Source organism: Sphingosinicella microcystinivorans, assembly GCF_003634215.1.
Lineage (GTDB): Bacteria > Pseudomonadota > Alphaproteobacteria > Sphingomonadales > Sphingomonadaceae > Sphingosinicella > Sphingosinicella microcystinivorans.
This window is the reverse complement of record NZ_RBWX01000007.1, coordinates 961,190-983,780: the sequence shown is the minus strand read 5'-3', so window position 1 is coordinate 983,780 and position 22,591 is coordinate 961,190. Positions and strand designations below refer to the sequence as shown.

18 protein-coding genes are annotated in these 22,591 nt (G+C 64.9%); 8 read left to right on the top strand and 10 right to left on the bottom strand.

Going from position 1 to position 22,591, the window contains the following annotated elements; translation table 11 throughout:
• Window positions 1-27 precede the first annotated feature (27 nt).
• Entirely contained in the window at window positions 28-1,320 is a 1,293-nt protein-coding gene (locus DFR51_RS04865; protein ID WP_121047869.1) for a metal-dependent hydrolase family protein, read from the bottom strand.
• 248 nt (window positions 1,321-1,568) lie between these two features.
• On the opposite strand from DFR51_RS04865, the gene DFR51_RS04860 reads away from it, so the two are divergent.
• On the top strand, window positions 1,569-3,587 hold the full coding sequence (locus tag DFR51_RS04860; RefSeq protein WP_170151747.1) for an alpha/beta hydrolase family protein: 2,019 nt from the start codon (window positions 1,569-1,571) through the stop codon (window positions 3,585-3,587).
• Window positions 3,588-3,605: 18 nt separating this feature from the next.
• On the opposite strand, the gene DFR51_RS04855 is transcribed toward DFR51_RS04860, so the two are convergent.
• The 9 genes from DFR51_RS04855 to DFR51_RS04815 all read right to left on the bottom strand — a co-directional run bounded on the left by DFR51_RS04855 (window position 3,606) and on the right by DFR51_RS04815 (window position 14,202).
• On the bottom strand, window positions 3,606-4,754 hold the full coding sequence (locus tag DFR51_RS04855) for an acyl-CoA dehydrogenase family protein (RefSeq protein ID WP_121047867.1): 1,149 nt from the start codon (window positions 4,752-4,754) through the stop codon (window positions 3,606-3,608).
• Between the two features lie 69 nt (window positions 4,755-4,823).
• Entirely contained in the window at window positions 4,824-5,243 is a 420-nt protein-coding gene (locus DFR51_RS04850) for a hypothetical protein (protein WP_243446540.1), read from the bottom strand.
• A 64-nt stretch (window positions 5,244-5,307) separates the two neighbouring features.
• The gene (locus DFR51_RS04845; RefSeq protein ID WP_121047866.1) at window positions 5,308-6,735 is read right to left on the bottom strand and encodes an efflux transporter outer membrane subunit; all 1,428 of its coding nucleotides are present in this window, start codon (window positions 6,733-6,735) and stop codon (window positions 5,308-5,310) included.
• A gap of 15 nt (window positions 6,736-6,750) precedes the next feature.
• Window positions 6,751-9,909, bottom strand: coding sequence for an efflux RND transporter permease subunit (locus DFR51_RS04840; protein ID WP_121047865.1), 3,159 nt, complete (start codon window positions 9,907-9,909; stop codon window positions 6,751-6,753).
• 71 nt (window positions 9,910-9,980) lie between these two features.
• Window positions 9,981-11,255 (bottom strand): efflux RND transporter periplasmic adaptor subunit, encoded by a 1,275-nt coding sequence (locus tag DFR51_RS04835; protein ID WP_121047864.1) that lies wholly within the window; start codon window positions 11,253-11,255, stop codon window positions 9,981-9,983.
• Window positions 11,252-11,662: a hypothetical protein gene (locus DFR51_RS04830; protein WP_243445380.1), complete on the bottom strand. Its 411-nt coding sequence runs from the start codon at window positions 11,660-11,662 to the stop codon at window positions 11,252-11,254. The genes DFR51_RS04835 and DFR51_RS04830 overlap by 4 nt, the downstream gene beginning before the upstream one ends.
• A 339-nt stretch (window positions 11,663-12,001) precedes the next feature.
• Window positions 12,002-12,610 carry a TetR/AcrR family transcriptional regulator gene (locus DFR51_RS04825; RefSeq protein ID WP_121047863.1) on the bottom strand — a complete coding sequence of 203 codons (609 nt, stop codon included), beginning with the start codon at window positions 12,608-12,610 and terminating at the stop codon, window positions 12,002-12,004.
• Window positions 12,611-12,673: 63 nt separating this feature from the next.
• A complete protein-coding gene (locus DFR51_RS04820; RefSeq protein ID WP_243446539.1) occupies window positions 12,674-13,687 on the bottom strand; it encodes a YihY/virulence factor BrkB family protein in 1,014 nt (337 codons plus the stop codon).
• 50 nt (window positions 13,688-13,737) lie between these two features.
• Entirely contained in the window at window positions 13,738-14,202 is a 465-nt protein-coding gene (locus DFR51_RS04815) for a MarR family winged helix-turn-helix transcriptional regulator (protein ID WP_121047862.1), read from the bottom strand.
• A gap of 89 nt (window positions 14,203-14,291) precedes the next feature.
• Between DFR51_RS04815 and DFR51_RS04810 the strand changes: the two genes are divergently transcribed.
• The 7 genes from DFR51_RS04810 to DFR51_RS04780 all read left to right on the top strand — a co-directional run bounded on the left by DFR51_RS04810 (window position 14,292) and on the right by DFR51_RS04780 (window position 22,591).
• Complete coding sequence (locus tag DFR51_RS04810) at window positions 14,292-15,071, top strand: cyclase family protein (RefSeq protein ID WP_121047861.1); 780 nt, start codon at window positions 14,292-14,294, stop codon at window positions 15,069-15,071.
• A gap of 3 nt (window positions 15,072-15,074) precedes the next feature.
• Window positions 15,075-17,204, top strand: coding sequence for an indolepyruvate ferredoxin oxidoreductase subunit alpha (locus tag DFR51_RS04805; RefSeq protein WP_121047860.1), 2,130 nt, complete (start codon window positions 15,075-15,077; stop codon window positions 17,202-17,204).
• 2 nt (window positions 17,205-17,206) lie between these two features.
• Window positions 17,207-18,661 (top strand): indolepyruvate oxidoreductase subunit beta family protein, encoded by a 1,455-nt coding sequence (locus DFR51_RS04800; RefSeq protein ID WP_121047859.1) that lies wholly within the window; start codon window positions 17,207-17,209, stop codon window positions 18,659-18,661.
• A 94-nt stretch (window positions 18,662-18,755) separates the two neighbouring features.
• Window positions 18,756-20,375: an AMP-binding protein gene (locus tag DFR51_RS04795; protein ID WP_126494697.1), complete on the top strand. Its 1,620-nt coding sequence runs from the start codon at window positions 18,756-18,758 to the stop codon at window positions 20,373-20,375.
• Complete coding sequence (locus tag DFR51_RS04790; RefSeq protein ID WP_121047857.1) at window positions 20,372-21,544, top strand: thiolase family protein; 1,173 nt, start codon at window positions 20,372-20,374, stop codon at window positions 21,542-21,544. The genes DFR51_RS04795 and DFR51_RS04790 overlap by 4 nt, the downstream gene beginning before the upstream one ends.
• Window positions 21,541-21,870 carry a Zn-ribbon domain-containing OB-fold protein gene (locus DFR51_RS04785; protein WP_121047856.1) on the top strand — a complete coding sequence of 110 codons (330 nt, stop codon included), beginning with the start codon at window positions 21,541-21,543 and terminating at the stop codon, window positions 21,868-21,870. Before DFR51_RS04790 ends, DFR51_RS04785 begins: the two co-directional genes overlap by 4 nt.
• The gene (locus DFR51_RS04780; RefSeq protein ID WP_121047855.1) at window positions 21,863-22,591 is read left to right on the top strand and encodes an SDR family oxidoreductase; all 729 of its coding nucleotides are present in this window, start codon (window positions 21,863-21,865) and stop codon (window positions 22,589-22,591) included. Before DFR51_RS04785 ends, DFR51_RS04780 begins: the two co-directional genes overlap by 8 nt.

Here is a 22,591-nt window from a genome sequence, read left to right as displayed (position 1 = left end):
AGATCATATAGCAAGTCAACCACGCGATCACGGCTGCTTCACGATCTTCCCGCCGATCATCACGAAGTCGACCTTCCGCATCAGCGCGATATCCTCCACCGGATTGCCGGGAACCGCGACGATGTCGGCAGCCATGCCCGCAGCGATGCGGCCCTGACGGTCGGCAATGCCAAGGAACTTCGCGGGCTCCGACGTTGCGGCGCGGATCGCGGCCATCGGCGGCATCCCTGCGGCGACCATCAGCTCGAACTCGCGCGCGTTGTCGCCGTGCGCGGACACGCCGCTGTCGGTGCAGAACAGGATCGGCACGCCAAGTCGATAGGCGCGCGCGAACGTGCCCGACATCCGCGGGCCGATCGCCGCTGCTTTGGGCCGCACGACATCGGGCAGCGCACCTGGTGTTTTCGCTTTCTCGGTGATCCAGTCTCCGGCCATGAGCGTCGGCACGAGATAAATGCCCTTCGTCTTCATCTGCCGCATGGTCTCGTCGTCGAGATAAGTGCCGTGTTCGATCGTCGAGACCCCGGCCGCAACGGCGCGCCGCAAACCATCGAGGCCATGGGCGTGCGCGGCGACGTGCATCCCGTAGTCACGTGCCGTGGCAACAATCGCGGCAAGCTCATCGGGCGTGAACTGTGCGTTCTGGCTGTTTTTCGCGAGGCTCATCACGCCGCCCGTCGCCGTGATCTTGATGAGATCGGCCCCATCCTTGTAGCGCTGGCGAACGGCCTTGCGCGCTTCGTCCGCACTATCGACGACGCCTTCGGTGGCGCCGGGCGTCTTCAGGCCGAGCGCTGGCGAAATACCGTTGGTGGGATCGCCGTGACCGCCCGTGGACGCGATAGGAGCGCCGGAGGTGAAGATGTGCGGCCCGACGACATCGCCGCGATCAATCGCCTTGCGCAGCGCGATCGACACGCCGTAGGCATCGCCGAGATCGCGAACAAGCGTGAAGCCAGCCATCAGCGTGACACGTGCATATTTTTCGATCTTGTACGCGAAATCCGCAGGTCCCAGAGCAAAGGGATCCGTGTAGCTCGCCGGGCCGCTTTCAGAGGAAAGATGCGTGTGCATGTCCATCAGGCCCGGCATCACGCTGTGGCCCGAGAGGTCGATCAGCGTATCGCCCGCGCCCGGCGCGACCTTTCCGACCGCCACGCGCACGATGCGCCCCTCGTCGACGACAATCGTGTGCGGGCCAAGCGGCGCATCGGCCTTGCCGTCGATCAGGTTTCCCGCCTGGATGAAAGTCGCCGCGCCGGCCGCCTGCGCCAGCGGCATCAGCAACGCCGCAAAAATGATCGCACTCCGCCTTTTCATGATTTGTCGCCTTCCCTTGCTTCGCTCTCCCGCCTCGCACGTCCTAAAGTCGGCGGGCACCGCGCCACATGACCAAACGGCACCCATTTTTGACATCGCGGCATCCGGACTGTCCGGCGCCCGAGCCACGGGTCATCAGGAGAGTGATTGACGAACAGAAATATAAAATTATGATCTTTGATCAATATTTGGAAGGGGGATTTATGTCGAGAGCCAGTTTCCGAACAGCATCATTTGCCGCGCTCGCAATGCTGACCGCTTTCGCCGCGCCGGCCCACGCCGCAAGCAATCCGCCGCTGCAGCCCATTGATGTATTCGCCCTGGAAACGGGAAACGACCCGCAAATATCCCCAGACGGCACGCGCGTCGCCTACGTGCGCCTGAAAGCCGACATCGTGACGGATTCCTATCAGCCCACGCTGTGGCTGATCGATGCCGACGGCCGCAACCATGTGCCGCTCACCAAGACCGAAGAGGCCGCGAGCGATCCGCGCTGGTCGCCGGACGGAAAGCGGCTTGCTTTCGTCGCCACGCGCAGCGGCGCGCGCCAGATCGTCGTGCACTGGATGGATAGCGGCGTCGAGACCACAATCGGTGGCTTCCCCGGCGCGCCCATGGGCCTCGAATGGTCGCCGGACGGCAAGACGCTCGCCTACGCGATGCACGTTCCCGCCGCTCCTAAGAGCTACGGCGCGCCCATCACGCCCCCGCCCGGTGCAACATGGAAGCCAGGCCCTATCGTCGTCGACAAGGCGATGTACCGCCAGGACGGCGCCGGCATCATTCCGCCGGGGCAGATGCATATATTCACGGTTCCGGCGAGCGGCGGCACGCCCCGCCAGATCACGACCGACGAATCAGGCGCCTTTCCGCTGATCGGCAGCCCCTATGCCTGGGCGGCTGACGGCAAGGCCCTGATTGTTGCGCTCAACCGCAACGACGAAAGCGCCATTTTGAAAGGCAAGATGTTCGACACGGGACTGTACCTGCTCCCCGTGGACGGCGGCGCGATGAAGACGCTTATCGACCGCGACGGCCCCGAAGCCTCTCCGCAAGTATCGCCCGACGGGAGATACATTGCCTACATCGGCGCTGACGAGGCCGGACGCTGGCACACGACCACGCGGCTGATGGTGCTCGACCGGAACAGCGGCGAACGCCGCGTGCTCACAGCCGCGCTCGACCGCGACGTGATGGCACCGCGCTGGGCCGCGGACGGGCGCGGCATCTACGCCTATTACGCCGACCGCGGCGAGAACCGGCTTGCGCTTTTCGATCTGAAGGGCGGCCGCCGCGAGATCGCCGAAGGGCTCGGCATGGCGCACATCGCCTATACGGCGGAGCCTGCCTTCTCGGTTTCGCGGACCGGTCGTGTCGCCATGCAGTGGGCGGCCCCGGATTCGAGCGGCAACATAGCACTCGCAGGCCCAGGCATCGGAAAGGCGCGCTCGATTACCGGGCTGAACGAGGCGCTGTTCGCGGGGCGTGCGCTCGGTAGAGTTGAAGAGATCAACTATCGTTCGTCGAAGGGCGATCTCCCCGTGCAGGGCTGGCTGATTTATCCGCCGAACTTCGACCCGGCGAAAAAATATCCGCTGATCATGGAAATTCACGGCGGCCCCAACGCCGCCTACGGTCCGCGTTTCGACATCGAAAAGCAGCTGATGGCAGCAGCGGGCTACGTGGTCTTCTACCCCAATGTGCGCGGCAGTACCTCTTACGGCGAGACCTACGCCAATCTCATCGAAAATGCGTTTCCGGGGGACGAATTCGACGACCTGATGAGCGGTATCGACGCGGTCGCCTCGCGCGGCTTCATCGACACCTCACGCCTCTACGTGACGGGCGGATCTGGCGGCGGCACGCTTACGGCCTGGATGATCGCGCGCAGTGAACGCTTCCGCGCCGCCGCCGTGCTTTATCCGGTGATCGACTGGCAGAGCCAGGCGCTGACATCCGATATCCTGCCACTGGTCTTCAAGGGCTTCTTCTTCGGAACGCCATGGAGCCAGCCCGACGATTACCATCGCCGTTCGCTGCTCGCCTCGGTCGACAAGGTGAAGACGCCCACCATGGTGATGACGGGTGAAGCCGACTACCGCACGCCGATCTCGGAATCGGAGCAGTATTTTGCCGCGCTCAAATACCACGGGGTCGAAAGCGTGTTCGTGCGCGTTCCGCTGGAAAACCACGGCATCCGTATGTTCCCGAGCCACTTCGCGCAGAAGGTGGCCGGAGTGATCGGCTGGTTCGAAACGCACAAATAAGCGTGCGCCGGCGCCTGTTCAGGCGCCGGCCTGCCGGATCATCTGCTTGGCGATGATTGTCAGCTGGATCTGCGTGGTGCCCTCGTAGATGCGGAGCAGGCGGACATCGCGGTAGAAGCGCTCGACCTTGTATTCGGCCATGTAGCCCGCGCCGCCATAGATCTGCACCGCGCGGTCGGCGATGCGGCCGACAGCTTCGGAGGCGTGAAGCTTCAATGCCGAACATTCGAGACTGACCGCTTCACCCGCATCGAACTTCGCGGCGACCGACTGCAGGAGCGCTTCTGTCGTCAGCATATCCACCTTCATGTCGGCGAGCATGGCCTGCACGAGCTGGAAGTTCGCGATGCGGTCGCCGAACTGCTTCCTTTCCATCGCGTAAGCGAGGCTCATCTCGATGAGCCGATCGCACATGCCGAGCGCGACGGCTGCGATGTGAATGCGGCCGCGATCCAGCACCTTCATCGCGGTCTTGAAGCCACGCCCCGGTACATCCCCGATAATGTTCGCGGCGGGAACGACGACATCGTCAAGGATCACGTCGGTCGTGACCGAGCCCTTCTGGCCCATCTTCTTGTCGGGTTTGCCGAGCGTAATGCCCGGTGTATCGGCGGGCAGAATGAAAGCGGAAATACCGCCCGCGCCCTTCACGTCCGGCTCGGTCCGCGCCATCAGCGTGAAGACGTTCGCACGCGTCGCGTTGGTGATGAAGCGCTTGGTGCCGGTGATGCGGTACGTGTCGCCGTCTCGCACCGCAGCAGTGCGGAGCGATGCGGCATCGGAGCCCGCCTCAGGCTCGGTGAGACAGAAGCTCGCGATCGCCGCGCCGCTTGCGAACTTTGGCAGCCATTCGCGCTTCTGCGCCTCCGTGCCGTCTATGACGATGCCCTGACTGCCGATGCCGAGCGTGGTGCCGATCACCGAACGGAAGACGACCGACGCGCGCGTCAGCTCGCGGATGAGCGCGGCCTCTTCGGACATGGTGCAGCCGAGCCCGCCGTATTCTTCAGGCACGGAAATGCCGAACAGGCCCATCTCGCGCATTTCGTTCACGATCGCATCGGGAACGGCGTCCGCTTCCTCGACCGCGTCTTCAGCCGGGATCAGGCGTTCATCGACGAAACGGCGGATGGTCGAACGAAACAGTCCGAACGTCTCTGCATCCACGGCGATTCTCCTGCAAACAGAAGGGCCGTATGCCATGCCGCGCGAGGCCGTGCGAGCGTTCGCGCCCACCTAGGGGACGTCAGCCGCCCTCGCCTTCGCGGCCTGCCGCTCTGCGAACCATTGGCGCAGCATTTCCATGGTGCAGCCCGTCTGCCCACCGGAACCGACCGCAGAGCAGCTGTTCGGCATCGTGGGGCGGCTCGCCTCGTCGAGTGTGCGCACGCGCGCTGTCCACGACTGCGAGGGCGGGTCGCTCTTCTTCGTTTCGCGGAGGCGCTTGGGGATGCGGTATTGCTCGCCCTCGGGCTCCCGCGCGCAAACGACGATCTCGTCGCCATCGCCCTTGGGACAAGGCTCGTTGCCGTAGACAGTGATGTTGGTGATGCGATTCGGCACCTCGGCATGCGCCGGAGATACGGATACGAGGGCGAGGAGCACCGCGCACAGTGCCCCACTCACCTTCAACACGCTCATGCCACCGCGCTTCATGACCTCGTTCGCCCTTGCTTCGGCACATCCTTTGCGCCCGTGGATGAGCGGAGGCTGAACGCGTTTACGGCAAGGCCGCTGCGTACGCGGCGGCGCCCGCGCTCCAGCCGCCGCCGAGCGCCTTGAACAGGTTGATCTGAGCGTCCGCGATGCCCGCGTCGATCGCGGCGAGCTGCGCTTCGGTTTCCGCAAAAGTGCGCTCCGCATCGATGAGTGCGAGGCTATCCACCTGCCCTTCCCGCTGCTGCGCGCGCACGATGCGGGCGGCCTGCTCTGCCGCGTCTCGCGCCGCCTTCAGCGCCGTGCGCCGATCAAGCGCGCTCGCGTAGGCGGAAAGCGCCGTTTCGGTCTCCTCGAGCGAACGCAGCACGGTGCCGTCGAAACCCGCGAGCGCCGCGCGCGTGTCGGCCTCCGCACCGGCAACGCGCGCGCGGGCGCGTTCGTGATCGGTGAACGACCAGCTGAGGAGCGGGCCGAGCAGCCAGCGCAGCGGGCCGCCGCCGAATACGTCGCCGATGTTCGGACCGGTCGAACCGATCGACGCGCCGAGGCTGATGCGCGGATAGAGATCGGCGGTCGCGACGCCGATGCGCGCGGTTGCGGCGGCGAGGCGGCGTTCGGCGGCGCGGACATCCGGGCGGCGCGCGAGGAGCTGCGCGCCGTCGCCAACAGGGATCGGCGTGTCGAGCCGAAGCGTGGAAATGCGCACCGCCGCGATCGGCGGCAGATCGGCGGGCACGCGGCCGGTGAGCGTGGCGAGGCGGAACAGCGCAGCATTGCGCTCGGCGGTAAGCGCAGGGATTTCGGCCTGTCGTTGGTTGCGGAGCGTGGCGATGCGCGCGACATCGAGACTGGTGGTTAGACCCACGGCACGCCGCCTCTCCGTGACACTGAGCGACCGATCGAGCAGTTCCACGATGCGCTCCGCCACGGCGATCTGCTCGCCCGCGGCAGCGGCCGTCGCATAGGCGCGCGTCGTTTCGGCGACGACCGAGATGCGAACCGCTTGGAGATCGGCCTCGGCGGCGCCGAGATCGCCGCGCGCGGCCTCGATCCCGCGCGAGACGCGGCCGAACAGATCGACCTCATAGGCGACATCCAGCCCGGCATCGATGGACCAGTCCTCACGCGCTGCACCGGGGCCGCGCTGACTTTCAGGCACGCGGCCGTAGGTGGCGCGCGCACCGATGCCAACGTCCGGCAGCCGGTCGGTGCGGACCTCTCGGAGCGCGGCGCGCGCCTTCTCCAGCCGGGCGACGGCAACACGCACATCCGTGTTCGCGGCGACGGCATCGGCGACCAGGCCATCGAGCACGGGATCGTCGTAGAGCCGCCACCAATCGGCCTTCACCGGCGCGAGCGTATCGACGGCGGAGGTCGCCGCGACGAACGCATCGACGGATGAAGGTGTCTTGGGCGCGGCATAGTCGGGGCCGGTCGTGCAGGCGGCGAGCGCCAATGCGGAGGCGGCGATCATCAGATTGCGGAACATGAGCGTGCGCCTTTCTTATTCGGCGAGTTGCAATGCAGTGGATGGGCGGCGACGCATCCGTTGGCCGAGGCTGCGGCTCACCACATAGAACACGGGTGTGAAGATGAGGCCGAACGCGGTGACGCCGATCATGCCATAGAATACGGCGGTGCCGAGCGCCTGACGTAGTTCCCAACCCGGGCCCGAGCCCATCATCAGCGGCAGCACGCCGAGGATGAAGGCAAAGCTCGTCATCAGGATCGGACGCAGCCGCGCGCGCGCCGCCTCGACCGCCGCCGCGTGCGGTGCGAGGCCCCGCTCCTCGGCCTGCTTGGCGAACTCAACGATCAGAATCGCATTCTTCGCGGCAAGGCCGATGAGCACGATGAGACCGATCTGCGTGAGGATATTGTTGTCGAGCCCGTGCAGGTTCACGCCTAGCATCGCTGCAAGCAACGTCATCGGCACGATGAGAATGATCGCAAGCGGCAGCATCAGGCTTTCGAACTGCGCGGCAAGCACGAGGAACACGAACACCACCGACAGGCCGAAGATCAGCACCGCGATATTACCCGCAGCCTTCTGCTGGAAAGCGAGATCGGTCCATTCCGCCGCGAAACCCTGCGGCAGATCTTCCGCGATCGTTTCCATTCGTGCGAGCGCCTGGCCGGTGGAGGCGCCGGGGGCGGTATCGCCATCGATCTCGACTGCCGGGAACAGATTGTAGCGCGTGACACGGTACGGCCCGGTACGGTCCTCGAAGGTCGCGACAGCGCCGATCGGCACCATGCCGCCGCCGTTCGAGCGCGTCTTCAGTTGCGCGATGTCGGAAGCGTCGTCGCGGAAGGGTGCGTCGGCCTGCGCGGTGACGCGGAAAGTGCGGCCGAGCAGGTTGAAATCGTTGACGTACGCCGAACCGAGATAGACCTGCATCGCCTCGAATACGCGCGTTGCGGGCACACCGAGCATGTCGGCCTTGGCGCGGTCGATGTCGGCATAGATGCGCGGCGTCGCGGTGTTGAACAGCGTGCGCACGTTGGCGAGTTCAGTCGCCTGATGCGCCGATCCGATGACACCGCCTGCTGCCTGTTCCAGTGCCTGATAGCCCGCGCCGCGCCGGTCCTGCACCATCATGCGCCAGCCGCCGCCGTTGCCGATGCCCTGAATGACCGGCGGCGGCACGACGAACACGAACGCTTCATTGAGATCGGCAAGCGCGGCGCGCATGTCGTTCTCGATGGCAGCCTCGGTGCGGCCGGTCTTCGCGCGTTTGGCGAAGGGCTTGAAGGTGACGTAGGCAGCCGCGGCGTTCGACGCCTGCGTCTGCGAGGCGCCATCGAAGCCGGAGAACATCACCGCCGCTTCGGTGCCGGGCACTTCGAGCAATTTTGCAACGGCTTTCTTGAGCACTCGGTCGGTCTGTTCGATCGAACTGCCCGGAGGGAGCTGGATCGCGGCGAGCGCATAGCCCTGATCCTGCGCGGGAATGAACCCGGCCGGAGTCGCCCAGAACAGCGCGCCTGCCGCGAGCATGAGCCCGCCGTAAACCGCGAAGACACGCTTCGGCGCTGCCGCGAGTCGGCGGGTGAGATTGGCGTAGCCCTCGCTCAGGCGGTCGAAGTTGCGGTTGAACCACGCCCCTGCCAGCCACAGGCGGCGGTGCCAGCCGGATGCCGGCGCCGTCTCCGCCTTGGGCCGCAGCAGCAGCGCCGCGAGCGCGGGCGACAACGTGAGCGACAGCACGAGCGAGATCACCGTGGCGCTGGCGATCGTCACCGCGAATTGGCGGTAGAATTCACCCGTGATGCCGGTGAGGAACGTTGTCGGCACGAACACGGCGCAGAGCACCAGAACGATCGCGACCAGCGCGGCGGAGACTTCGTCCATCGAACGATGCGATGCCTCACGCGGAGAGAGGCCATGTTCGAGATTCCGTTCGACGTTTTCGACAACGACGATCGCATCATCGACGACGATGCCGATGGCAAGCACAAGCCCGAACATCGACAGTGTGTTCAGCGAATAGCCGAGGCCTGCAAGCACCGCGAACGTGCCGATCAGTGAAACCGGAATCGCGATGATCGGAATGATCGCCGCGCGCCAGCTTTGCAGGAAGATGAGGATGACGACGACGACGAGCAGCGCCGCCTCGAACAATGTCGCCTGCACCGCACCCATTGATTCGCTGATGAATTCGGTGGGGTTCCAGATAACCCGGTATTCGAGTCCCTGCGGAAAGCTCTTTGCAGCTTCGGCAAGCTCGGCCTTGACGCCTTCGGCAGCCGCGAGCGCATTGGTGCCCGGACGCTGGGTGATCCCGAGGATGATTGAATCCTGGCCCGACAAGTAGGCGTTGACGCCGTAATCCTCCGCGCCGAGTTCGACGCGCGCGACATCGCGTACGCGCGTGATCGCACCCGAGGCATCGGTGCGGACAATGATGTCGGCGAATTCGTCGGCGGTCTTGAATCGGCCCTGCGTCTCGACGCTCAGCTGCTGCGCCGCGCCCGTATCGAACGGCGGCTGGCCGATGGTTCCGGCCGCGACCTGAATGTTTTGCGAACGCAGTGCAGAGACGATTTCACCCGCGGTGAGCCCGAGTGCGGCGGCGCGGCCCGGATCAATCCAGATGCGCATCGCATAATCGCGCGCGCCGAAAACCTGCACGTCGCCGATACCGTCTACACGCGTCAACCGGTCCTTGATCTGCGTGAGCGCGTAATTGGAAACATAGCTGCGATCGAGCGATCCGTCGGGCGACAGCACATTCACCGCCATCAACCAGGACGGCGAGGTCTTGCGAACGACGACGCCCTGACGACGTACCTCTTCAGGAAGACTGGGCTCGGCGAGCGCGACGCGGTTTTGCACCAGCACCTGCGCGGCATCGAGATCGGTGCCGAGCTTGAAGGTGACGGTAATCGTCAGGCGCCCGTCCCCAGTGGATTGCGACGACTGGTAGAGCATGTTGTCGACACCGTTGATCTGCTGCTCGATCGGCGCAGCAACCGTGTCGGCCACAGTCTCGGCAGAGGCACCGGGATAGTTCGCGCTCACCGTGACCGTTGGAGGAACGATGTCGGGGAATTGCGAGACCGGCAGGCCGAAATAAGCGAAGGCGCCGACGATCGTGATGATGATCGCGATCACGCCCGCAAAGATGGGCCTGCGGATGAAGAAATGGCTGAAGCGCATCGGACAATGCCTTTCCTGCCGCCTCCCGCTCTGTACGCGGGAGGCGTGGTCTTCGTTTGTTGTGCGTCGGATCAGAGCGCGGCGATGGTCGCCTGCGAAGCCGCGGGTTCGTTCACGGACGCAGCGGTTGTCGGCGCCGCGCCCGGCAGATCGATCTTGGTGACACGTGCCGTAACCTTCGCGCCGGGCTGCACCATCTGGAGGCCCTGGATCACGACCATCTCATCGGCTGAAAGCCCTGTACGGATGCTTCGGAGGCTGCCGATGCGCGGGCCGGGCGAGACTTCGCGCGCGGCGACAGTGCCGTCCTTGCCGACCACATAGACCACCTTGCGCGCCTGATCGGTGCGAACGGCTGCATCGGGAACGAGCAGCGCCTGCGAAGGCGACCCATCCGTCAGCCGCATGTTGCCGAACATACCGGGCGTGAGGAAATAATCCGGGTTCGCGACGACGGCACGGGCGCGGATCGTGCCCGAATGGGCGCTGATGCCGTTGTCGGTGAAGTCGACACGACCTTTCCAGGTGTAGCCGGTTTCATCCTGCAAACGGATTTCGACCTGCTGCGCCACGTTCGACTTCTGTCGTTCGCGCTGCGCCTTCAGGAACAGCGCCTCCGAACTGTCGAAGGTGAAGTAGATCGGATCGAGCGCATTGATCGTGGTGAGCAGCGTACCGCCGGTGGCATCCGCCGTGGACACGATATTGCCCGCATCGACGCGCCGATCCGAAATGCGACCGGTGATTGGTGCGCGCACCTCGGTGAACTGGACGTCGAGCGCGCGGGCACCCACACGAGCATCGGCCGCTGCAAGCGCAGCGCGCGCCGCGCGAACACGGGCCGAAAGACGATCGAGATCGCTTTGGGACACGGCATCATCCGCACGCAGACGGTTGGCACGTTCGAGATCGGCTTCCGCAAGCGCAACGTCGCTGCGCGCCTGCGCGGCACCCGCGCGGGCTTCCGCAAGCGCGGCGTTGAACGGTCGGGGATCGATCGTGAAAAGGCGCTGACCTTTCTGTACGATCGCGCCGTCGGCGAAATGTACCGCGGTGACAGCACCCGAGACGCGCGGCCGCACCTCGACGCTACTCGACGGTTCAAACCGGCCGACATGATCGTCCCACTCCGTCACATCGCGCACGAGCGGCGCGGCAACCGTGACCGTGGGCGGCGGGGCCGCAGCAATCGCAGGCGATTCACGGTTTAGAACGCCCACTGCCACGACGGCAATCACGGGCAGTGCGGCGGCGGACAGGTGCTGCCACAGCGGGCGATCGGTAAACCGCCGCCGCACGGGCGATGCCGTCGCGCCGTCGGCTTCGATCTTAGTCATCATGTTCATCGGGAATTCCTTCGTTCGCGGCGCGCACGCGCATTGGTGATGCTGCTCGCAAGCAGCGCATAGTGATCGTGGGTGAAACCGGCGCTGAGGAAGCCGCGGATCGCGGACTCGGCGATGTGATAGCCCTGATGCCACGTCAGCACGGCGATCTTGCGCAGGGCTTCCAGTTTCGAATCGGCGAGCTGCGGATTGGGCCGGCTTCCAAAGAGGGTGCCGAGCGCGACGGCGACGCGGCCGGGGGCGTGCAGCGTCGAGAGGGAATCGCGCTCGGCGAGGGCCACCACCGACCATTCGAGAGCCGAGAAACGGGCGCTCGGACGGTCGGCAGCGGGGGACAGGATTGCGGCGGGCTGCGCGGTAGCCGGAGCAGCGGCGCCGAGAACATCAGTGAAGGCGAGATAAGCCATGGTGCAAGTCTCCCTGATCAAGGCGCGAGCGCCTTCGTTCGCCGCGTCTCTTCGCGGCGTCGGTTGCGGATGATGATTGCCGGGCACATGGCCTCATCGGGCGAAGCGGACAGCTTCGTCGGGCAATCTTCAGTTATGGATTGGCGGGTTGAAACGGACGTAGTCGCCCAGCGTCAGCCCTTGTGAATACTGCAGTGTCGCACCGGTTTCCCTTCGATGCCGTGAGCCGTCGGGATGGCCGCTCACCTTCTGTACCTAGAGGTATATAAACCGTGCTGCGGTGCGTCAACAGCTTTTTGTACCGGTCGATAAAGATTTATTTCCGGTATGCGAAAGCTGCTATTTCGAAGGCCACATCATCATGCTGGTTTCGATCATGCGTTCGAGATCGGCGCGCGTCGCGCCCGCCCCTGCCTGCACGGCCATGCCCTGCAAAAGCGCATAGAGAAAGCTGGTCAACCCCTCCACATCCACGCTTTCGGGGAGATCGCCTTCCGTCTTCGCACGCTCGAAGCGTTCGACGAGCGCGCGCCGCGCGACCTTGCCGCGTTCAAGCACCTCGAGCCGGATGCACTCGGCCTCCGCGCCGCACGCAACCGCGCTGATCACGCCGAGACAGCCGTGCGGCTCGCAAGTGCTGGTCTGATTTTCCATGCTGCCATGCAGCAAATGTGCGGCGACACCGCGTGCTGTCGGCTGCGCCAGCGACTTGCCGACGTAGGCGAGCTTTTCGGTCTCGTAGAGGTCGAGCGCCTTGCGAAAGAGCGCTTCCTTGTTACCGAACGCCGCGTAGAGGCTGGGCCGCGTGATGCCCATCGCCTCGGTGAGGTCATTGAGCGACGCGCCTTCATAGCCCTTGCTCCAGAATACGCGGAGCGCAGCGGCAAGCGCCGTATCCACGCAAAACTCGCGCGGACGACCTTTCACAGGAGCAGCAACCGTTTCCATATCGACCGGTATATAATCAATCCGTCACGGAGCGCAAGCCTCAGACAGCGGCGCGTTTGCGGTCTAGCGCCGGGAGCGCCCCAGTGCGGGATAGATGTCCGCGGCCACGCTCATGTCTGCAACGGTCGCCCCGCGCTGGCCGATCGGGCGCGAAGCGCCTGTCGTCGTGTCACACGCCGTCTGGCGTTCGGCCTCCGCGTTGATCAACCCGCCAAGCAACACCGCATATGCGGAAACATAGAGCCACATCAGCAGCACCACGACCGCGCCAAGCGAACCATAGGTTGCCTGATAGGAACCGAATTCGGCGACGTATACCCCGAAGCCCAGCGTCGCGATAAGCCACATCACGGTCGCCAGAAGGGATCCTGTCGTCAGCCACCGCCAGCGCGCATCCGCCCGGTGCGGCGCGAATCGGTACATGGCTGCGATTGTGAAGCTGCAGAAAATCCCGGCGCACAGCCAGGTGACAACGCGCATCACAAGGGCCGCGAAGGGCCCAATCCCTTCGGCAAGTTCGCGCGCGAAGCCGAGCGCCGAGGCTGCGAGCATGCCGAAGACGCCCAGAAACACGGCGCCGGCAACAAGAACGGCCGAAACCGCCGCGCTGCGGATGATCCCGCGCGTATCGCGCTCATCATAGATGACGTTGAGCGCCGTCATGACGGCGCGCGCGGCGCGGCTTGCGCCGAAGATCGAAATGCCGATCGCGATGGCAAGGCCGAGCCCCTTCGCCGTTGCCGCCGCCCGCGTGAGGTTGAGCAGCTGATCGTAAATGAGCCGGGCCGCATCGGCCGGTACGAGTTCGATGATGAGGCGCATGTGCGTCGCGACGGTCGCCGGATCGGCAACGAGGCCATAGCTCATCACGAGCGCCCCGAGCAGCGGGACGAACGACAGGAATGCATAGAACGCGACGCCCGCCGCCATGAGAGACAGATTGTGCGTGCCGTTGCCGCGCCACACGCGGAAGAGGATTTCCCGCCATGCCCGCAGCGTCAGGGCGTGGGGGCCGTTCGCGCCTGCACCGCGCTGCTCGGGAGTCGACATGGCGTCCTCGAAATGCTGGCCGTTCATCGGCTTACAAGGCGCCGCAGCCGGGAAGGTTCCCCGGCTTCAACCAACCGCTACTCCAGATTCTGGTGCAGGCGGTTCAGAAGCTCGATCAGGCGCCGGAAATCCGTGGCCGAGAAACCGCGGATCAGGCGCCGGTAGAGCGGCGCCGTCACGGCGCGCGCCGCCTTCAGCTTTTCGTGGCCCAAGGGCTTCATCGCGAGCGTCGTCACGCGGCCGTCTGTGGCGGACGGAAGCGTTTCGACGAGCCCGGCCTTCTCCATCCGTTCCACAACGCGCATCAGCGTGGAGACGTTGATGACGGCGAGCTTCGCCACCTGGCCGATAGATTGCGGCTCCGCCTCCCCCAGAATCATGAGCACGCGCCACGTCGGGATATCGATGCCGATGGCGCGGAGTTCCGCTTCGATGTTCACGTTGTAGCGGCTGACCGTACGATTCAGCAGGTAAAACGGATAGTTATCCACCCGGAAGTCATCCGATCCCGGATCCCCATAGGCACGCAAATCCTCGGCCACTTCGAGCTCCCTTGAAACGCAACGGATTTTACTTGCATATGCAAGTTTATCAAAGCATAGTTTGGGCTTCATGATCTGGAGGAGGGATTATGTCCAGCACGCCGATTCTCGCAGAGTTTGCACAAGCCTTGTCTCGCGGCGACGTGCGGGTTGTCGATCTGACGCAGACACTGTCGGAAGATACACCGCTGCTGGTTCTCCCTGAGCCATTCGGGCAGACAGCGGCCTTCTCACGGCAGGAAATCTCCCGCTACGATGATCGCGGCGTCGCGTGGCACTGGAACAACTTCACCGTGGGCGAGCACACCGGCACGCATTTCGATGCGCCGGTCCACTGGGTGAGCGGTCGCGATCTGCCGGACAATACGGTGGATACGGTGCCTGCCGCGAACTTCGTCGCGCCTGCGGTCGTTCTGGACTTTTCCCGCGAATGCGCCGCCGATCCCGATTTCCTGCTGACCGCCGCCCATGTGAAGGACTGGGAAGCCGCGAACGGCCCGATCCCGGCGGGAAGCTGGGTTCTGTTCCGCACCGACTGGTCGAAACGCGACGTGGACGCCTACACCAACCGCCGCGAAGACGGCGCGCACACGCCCGGACCCGCGACCGATGCGATCGAATATCTGATCGCGCGGAACGTGATCGGCTTCGGCGTGGAGACGATCGGTACCGATGCCGGGCAGGCACATCTGCTGACGCCGGCCTACCCTGCGCACACCCTACTGCACGGCGCCGGACGCTATGGCCTGCAGTGCCTGCAGAATCTCGATCAGCTCCCCGCGACGGGCGCAGTGCTGATCTGCCCGCCGCTCAAGATTCGCGGCGGCTCGGGCAGCCCGCTCCGCGTTCTCGCACTCGTCGGGGCCTAAGCGGTGGCCGAGCGTTCGTTCGTTGCTGAAGCCCGCAAGCTGACGGCCGGCGCCGGCGAGACGTTTACCGGCGAAGGCATCCTCGCCGTGACCAAGGCGCTGCTTCAATCGGGCGTGGCATACGTGGGCGGTTATCAGGGATCTCCGATCAGCCACCTGATGGACGTGTTCGCGGACGCGAGCGATCTCCTTGAAAGCCTGGGCGTGCATTTCGAAGCGAGCGCTTCGGAAGCAAGCGCGGCAGCGATGCTCGCCGCATCGGTCAATTACCCGCTGCGCGGCGCGGTCGTTTGGAAATCCGTGGTTGGCACGAACGTCGCGTCGGATGCGCTCTCCAACGTCGCATCGGGCGGTGTGACCGGCGGCGCGCTCGTCATCGTCGGCGAGGACTATGGCGAAGGCTCCTCGATCATGCAGGAGCGGACGCACGCGTTTGCGATGAAATCGCAAATCTGGCTGCTCGATCCGCGCCCCAACCTGCCGAGCATTGTCGCAGCGGTCGAACAGGGCTTCGCGCTCTCCGAGGCTTCGAATACGCCGGTGATGCTGCAGATGCGCGTGCGATCGTGCCACATGACGGGATCGTTCACGGCGAAGGACAACGTGCGACCGAAAATGACGGTGGCAGAGGCCGCCGCAGCGCCGCAGCGTGATACGAACCGTATCGTTCTGCCGCCTGCGAACTTCCTGCACGAGGTGGAGAAGATCGAAAAGCGCTGGCCTGCGGGGATCGCTTATGTGCGCGACCAGCATCTGAACGAATGGTTCGGCCCGGATGAAGCGCACGGCATCGGCATCATCGTGCAGGGCGGCCTCTACAACAATCTCAATCGCGCGATGGAGCTGTCGGGACTTTCGAGCGCGTTCGGCGACAGCGCGCTGCCGGTCTATTGCCTGAACGTCACCTACCCACTGATCCCCGACGAGGTGAGCGCGTTCTGCCGGGGCAAGCGCGCGGTTCTGGTGGTTGAGGAAGGGCAGCCGGAGTTCATCGAGCACGAGCTGAATACGCTCGTGCGCCGCGCCGGAATCGATTGCCGGATCATCGGCAAGGACACGCTGCCGCGCGCCGGGGAATATAGCGCGCAGGTGATCCGCAAGGGACTTTCCGACTTCCTGCACGCATGGGCGCCCGAGATCGCGCCTGCGGAAACGACGGAATCCCCCCTGCCCGCGCCGGTCGCGCGGCAGATCCCACAGCGTCCGGCGGGCTTCTGCACGGGCTGCCCGGAACGACCGGTATTCACGGCGATGAAGCTGCTCGAACGCGAGCTTGGCCCGGCGCACGTTTCCGCTGACATCGGCTGTCACCTGTTTTCGATCCTGCCGCCCTTCAACATCGGCAATACGACAATGGGCTATGGCCTCGGCACGGCCGGCGCGTCCGCCTTCAAGCCCAAAGGAAAGCGCGCGATCGCAGTGATGGGCGACGGCGGCTTCTGGCACAACGGCCTCACCTCCGGCATCGGCAACGCGGTGTTCAACAAGGACGACACCGTTACCATCGTGATCGACAATGGCTATTCAGCCGCAACGGGCGGACAGGACATCCCCTCCTCCCGCGCCGACAACAAACGGCGGGCGACGCGCAATCCAATCGAGCGTGCAATCCGCGGCGTTGGTGGCGCGTGGGTCCGCACGATCGAGCGTACCTACGACATCAAACAGATGCGCGACACGCTGCGCGAGGCGCTGACCGCGCCCGACAAAGGCCCGAAGGTTATCATTGCGCAGTCGGAGTGCATGCTGAACCGGCAGCGGCGCGAAAAGCCGCTGATGCGCAAGGCAGAGAAAGACGGAAAACGCGTCGTGCGCGAGCGCTTCGGCGTCGACAGCGATACCTGCACAGGCGACCATAGCTGTATTCGCCTTTCGGGCTGTCCTTCGCTTTCCATCAAGCCCAATCCCGATCCGCTTCGGCGTGATCCGGTGGCGCACGTGGAAAACAGCTGCGTCGGCTGCGGCCTGTGCGGCGAGGTGAGCCACGCAGCGGTACTGTGCCCAAGCTTCTACCGCGCCAGCATCGTTTCCAATCCGGGCCGCGTCGAACGCACCTGGATGAAGATGCGCCAGGCGATCATCAAACGTCTGCAACAGCGCGACACGCGTGCGCGCCTCGCACGAGCTTTCTGACCATGCAGCAGAACCGTTTCAGCATCGCGATCCTGGCCCTTGGCGGGCAAGGCGGAGGCGTGCTTGCCGACTGGATCCAGCACATCGCGCGCGAAGCCGGCTGGCTCGCGCAAGGCACCTCGGTTCCCGGAGTCGCACAGCGGACCGGATCGACCGTTTATTATGTCGAACTGGCGACGCCTGACGACGAGGGGCGCACGCCCATCATGGCGCAGATGCCCATGCCCGGCGACGTGGACATCGTGGTCGCATCCGAACTCATGGAAACTGGGCGGGCGCTGCTGCGCGGCTTTTCCACGGCGGGCCGCACCACGCTGATCGGATCGACGCATCGTATCTACGCGATTTCTGAAAAGGCCGCGATGAGCGACGGGCGCGGCAACGGTGACGCGATCGTCGCCGCCGCGGGCGAACGCTCGAAGCGCTTTATCGGTTTCGATATGGAAGCGGCGGCTGAAGGCACGAACAGCGTGATCAGCGCCGTGATGTTCGGCGCGCTTGCGGCAAGCGGGGCACTGCCGTTCGGGCGCGACCTATACGAAAAGGCCATTCGCGACAGCGGCATCGCGGTTGCGACCAATCTCGCCGGGTTCGACGCGGGATGGCGCGCGGCCGAGGGGGCGCTCACGATGCCCGTAGAGGAAAGCCATCCGGTTCCGCAGGCATCGACGACCGTGGGCAAGGCACTGGAAGCGCGCGCCCGCGCGAACCTCCCCGAAGCCGCGATCCCGAATGCGCTGCATGGCATACAGCGCCTGATGGACTATCAGGACGCCGCTTACGCAGGGCTTTTCCTCGAACGGCTGGAAAGCGTCGCGGCGAAAGACCAGAGTCCGTTCACGCTTACCGCCGAAGCCGCGCGTCATCTCGCGCTCTGGATGAGCTACGAGGATTCGATCCGCGTCGCCGACCTCAAGACACGCGAGACACGCATCGCGCGCGTGCGGGGCGAAGTGAAGGCTTCGGACGAACAGTTGCTTACCATCACCGAATTCATGCATCCCCGGCTTCGCGAAATCTGCGAGATCCTGCCCGCGCGCCTCGGTCGCGCCATTCTCTCGAACGAGATGTTTTCCCGCAGCATATCCGGTTTCTTCACCCATGGCAGACACGTGGAAACGACAAGTTTGCGTTGGTTCCTGCTGCTGAGGACGCTTGCCGGGATGCGCCGGTGGCGTCCGATATCAATGCGCTTCGCGGACGAACAGGCGCGGATCGAAACATGGCTGGAGCGCGTACGGACGGCGGCGGCGAGCGATAATGCACTCGCCATCGAACTCGTTCGCTGCCAGCGGCTCATCAAAGGCTACTGCGACACGTTCGAGCGTGGACTCGGCAATTTCGAACGGATCATGGCCGCGCAGCCGCAATCGGCCGAAGAGGTGAGTCGTTTGTGCACCGCCGCGCTTTCGGATGAAGGCGGCCAAGCGCTTGAAGAGGCGCTGAAAGCCGCCTGAAATCACAGGTTCGCGCGTATCACGCCTCAACATAATACTTGATTATTCAAGTTTTTCGGATAGCATTTCTGCATTGGGGAGAGGAGTTCATACCGTGGCGATCAAAGCGCGCCCGTCGGTCTATCTAACTTTCGCGGCAGCGGCGGAACGCTGGGCCGAACGCCCTTTCCTTCACGCCCCCGCGGATGCAATCGGCGAGCCCCTGCCCTTCGAGCAGAGCTTCGCGGAAGCTGCGGCGTCTGTTGACGCCCTGCGCGCCGCTTACGGCAAGCAGGGCTACGGCAAAGGGCACCGCATCGGCCTCGCGCTCGACAACCATCCCGCATTCTTCCTGCATTTCCTCTCACTGAACGCGCTCGGGGCGAGCGTGGTGCCGCTCAACGCCGCGATGCGCCCCGAAGAGATGGCGCCGATCGTTGCAGCCGCCGATCTCGATGCCATCGTCGCGTGGCCGAAACATCGTGCGATGCTGGACAGCACGCAAACGCTGAGCGGTACGTCTGTGCCCGTCGCTGAGCCAACGCTTGCGAACCTTCCGCGTGCGGTGCGCGCCGCAGGCGAAGACGAGACGCCGGATACCGATCGCGAAGCGGCAATGCTTTTCACCTCCGGCACCACCGGCAAGCCGAAGGGGTGCATCCTTTCCAACGCCTATTTCACGTGGGTGGGGCATTTCTACGCGACGCTCGGCGGCCACTGCGCCTTCCGCGAGGGCGAGGACCGCATCCTGACGCCGCTACCCGTCAACCACATGAACGCGCTCGCGTGCAGCTTCATGGCCGCGGTGATGACGGGAAGCTGCCTGATCCAGCTTGATCGTTTCCACGCCTCGCGTTGGTGGGACACGGTGCGCGAGACGCGCGCGAGCGTGATCCATTATCTGGGCGTGATGCCCGCGATTCTGCTCCAGCGGGAAGACGAGACGGCCGATCTTGCAGTGCGGTTCGGGTTCGGCGCGGGCGTCGATCCGCGCCACCACGCGCGCTTTGAAGAGCGCTTCGGCTTCCCGCTGATCGAAGCCTGGGCGATGACCGAGACCGGCGCCGCCGCATGGATCACGGCCAATCGCGAGCCGCGCCATGTGGGCACACGCTGCTTTGGCCGCGCGCCCGACCATCTCGACGTGCGCATCGCGGGAGACACGGGCGCCGACGTGGCGGATGGCGAACCCGGAGAGCTTCTGGTCCGCTCGCGGGGCGACGATCCGCGCCGCCATTTCTTTTCCGGCTATTACCGCGATCCGGCCGCGACCGAGGCGGCGTGGGAAGGCGGCTGGTTCCACACCGGCGACATCGTGAAACGCGATGCCGAGGGGAATTTCTTCTTCGTCGATCGCAGCAAGAACATCGTGCGCCGCAGCGGCGAGAATATCGCGGCGGTCGAAGTGGAAGGTGTTCTGATGCAGCACGCATCCGTCTCCGCGTGCGCTGTGCTCCCGATCGAGGACGAACTGCGCGGCGAGGAAGTGATGGCGCTGGTGCAGACGAATAACGGCGCAGGAACCGAGGCGCTTGCGAGGGACATCTTCAGTCACTGCCTCGACCGGCTCGCCTATTTCAAGGCGCCCGGCTACATTGCTTTCGTCGACCATTTGCCGACCACGGCATCGCAGAAATTGCAGCGCGGCGAAATCCGCTCGTTGGGCCGTGCCCTGCATGCGAAGGGCAGTGCCTTCGATTTGCGCGCGCTGAAACGCGGGCCGAAGGCAGCATGAGCGGGGCGCGGGATTATCGCGGCGTGGCCGTCACCTCTCCGGTGACGATTCCCTATGCCCGGCGCAGCGACAAGCCCGCGCACTGGTTCATAGGCTCGGCGCTACGCGCGCTCCTCGATGCGAGCGGGCTCGACAAGGGCGAGATCGACGGCCTTGCAGTGTCCTCCTTTTCGCTGGGGAGCGACACGACGATCGCGCTGACCGAACATTTCGACATGTCGCCGCGCTGGATCGAATGGCTGCCGACCGGCGGTGCGAGCGGTGTGATGGCACTGCGCCGCGCCGCGCGCGCCGTGCAGGACGGCGACGCGAATATCGTCGCCTGCATCGCGGGGGATACGGCGGGGAGCGCCAGCTTCTCAAACCTCGTAAGGGAATTCAGCCGCTTTTCGAGCGCCGCCGTCTATCCGTATGGCGCGGCAGGCCCGAACGGCGTGTTCGCGCTCATCACCGATAATTACATGCGCCGTTTCGGGGCGGAGCGTTCGGATTTCGGGCGGATTGCCGTTAGCCAGCGCGCCAATGCAAACGGCAATCCCAATGCACTGCTCGGTGCCAAGCCGCTCAGCATCGACGATTATCTCGCCGCGCCGCCGATTGCCGAACCGATCCATCTGTTCGACTGTGTTTTGCCCTGCGCGGGCGCAGAGGCGTTTCTGGTGATGAGCGATGAACGCGCACGTGCGCTCGGGCTGCGCTATGCGCATGTTCGCGGGGCAATCGAGCGGCACAACGCTTTCTTCGAAGACCCGGTCGCCGAGCGCGGCGGCTGGGCGATGGACCGTGACGCGCTCTATGCGCAGGCAGGCCTTGGCCCCGACGCGGTTGATTGCCTGCAGACCTATGACGACTATCCCGTGATCGTCGCCATGCAGATCGAAGACCTTGGCTTTTGCGGCAAGGGCGACGCGCCGGCGTTCCTGCGCGCGCACGACCTGACCGTGGAGGGCGATTTTCCGCACAACAGCTGCGGCGGCCAGCTCTCCTGCGGACAGGCGGGCGCAGCGGGCGGTTTCCTGCCCGTGGTGGAGGCGCTGCGTCAGGTGACGCGGCAACCGCTGGGGCGACAGGTGCCGGACGCGCGCATCGCGCTCGCAAGCGGTTACGGCATGGTCACCTACGACCGCTGCCTTGCGAGCGGCGCGGTGCTGCTGGAGGGGATGGCATGACGATCCACCTCCAGACGTGCACGGCGTGCGGCGCGCATCAATATCCCGAGCGCGATCTGTGCCGAACATGCCTCAGCGATGCGCTGGTCCGCACCGAAAATGATGGGCGGGGACGGTTGATTGCCGCGACGACGCTGCACCGATCGCTTGAGCCCGACACCGCGCTCCCGCTTCGCATCGGCACGGTCGCACTCGATGCCGATGTGCGTGTGATCGCGTTCCTTGGGGACGGCGTTCAGCCGGGTGATCGCGTCGCACTGAAGGCTGCCGCCGATGCGGAGCAGAACCAGGTTTTCACCGCAGAGAAGGACCCAGCCGATGCCTGATCAGACGCACACGGTTCTGGTGACGGGCGGCAATGCCGGAATCGGCGCCGCGATCAGTCAAAGCCTCCTGAAGGATGGCGCCCGGGTGATCAACGTGTCGCGCCGGATGCCGGATTTCACGCACGAACGGCTGCAGACGCTCGTTGGCGACCTCACCAATGCCGCGGACCTCGCACGCATCTGCGAAGAGGCGGCCGACATGGGCATCACAGGTTTCGTCCACAATGCCGGCGTGATCCGGCCCGCGCCGTTCGGGGAGGTGACGGACGTCGATCTCGATCATCTCGTCGACCTCCATTTGCGCGCGGCCATCCACATCGGACAGGCGCTGCTGCCCGGCATGAAGGCGGCCGGAACGGGGCGGATCGTGCTCATTTCCTCGCGCGGCGCGCTCGGCCTGCAAAACCGCACCGCTTATGCCGCGACCAAGGCCGGGATGATCGGCATGGCGCGCACGTGGGCGCTGGAACTCGCGCGCGACGGCATCACGGTCAACGTCGTTTCACCCGGGCCCATCGAGACCGACATGTTCCACGAACTGATCCCCGAGGGATCGGAGCGCAAGCGCAATGTCGCCGCTTCCATCCCGGTGGGCCGCGTAGGAACCGCGGAGGATGTCGCTACCGCAGTAGGCTTCTTTCTGGGCGACGGCACGGGTTTCATCACCGGCCAGAATCTCTTCGTGTGCGGCGGTGCCAGCATCAGTTCGATCACGCTTTGA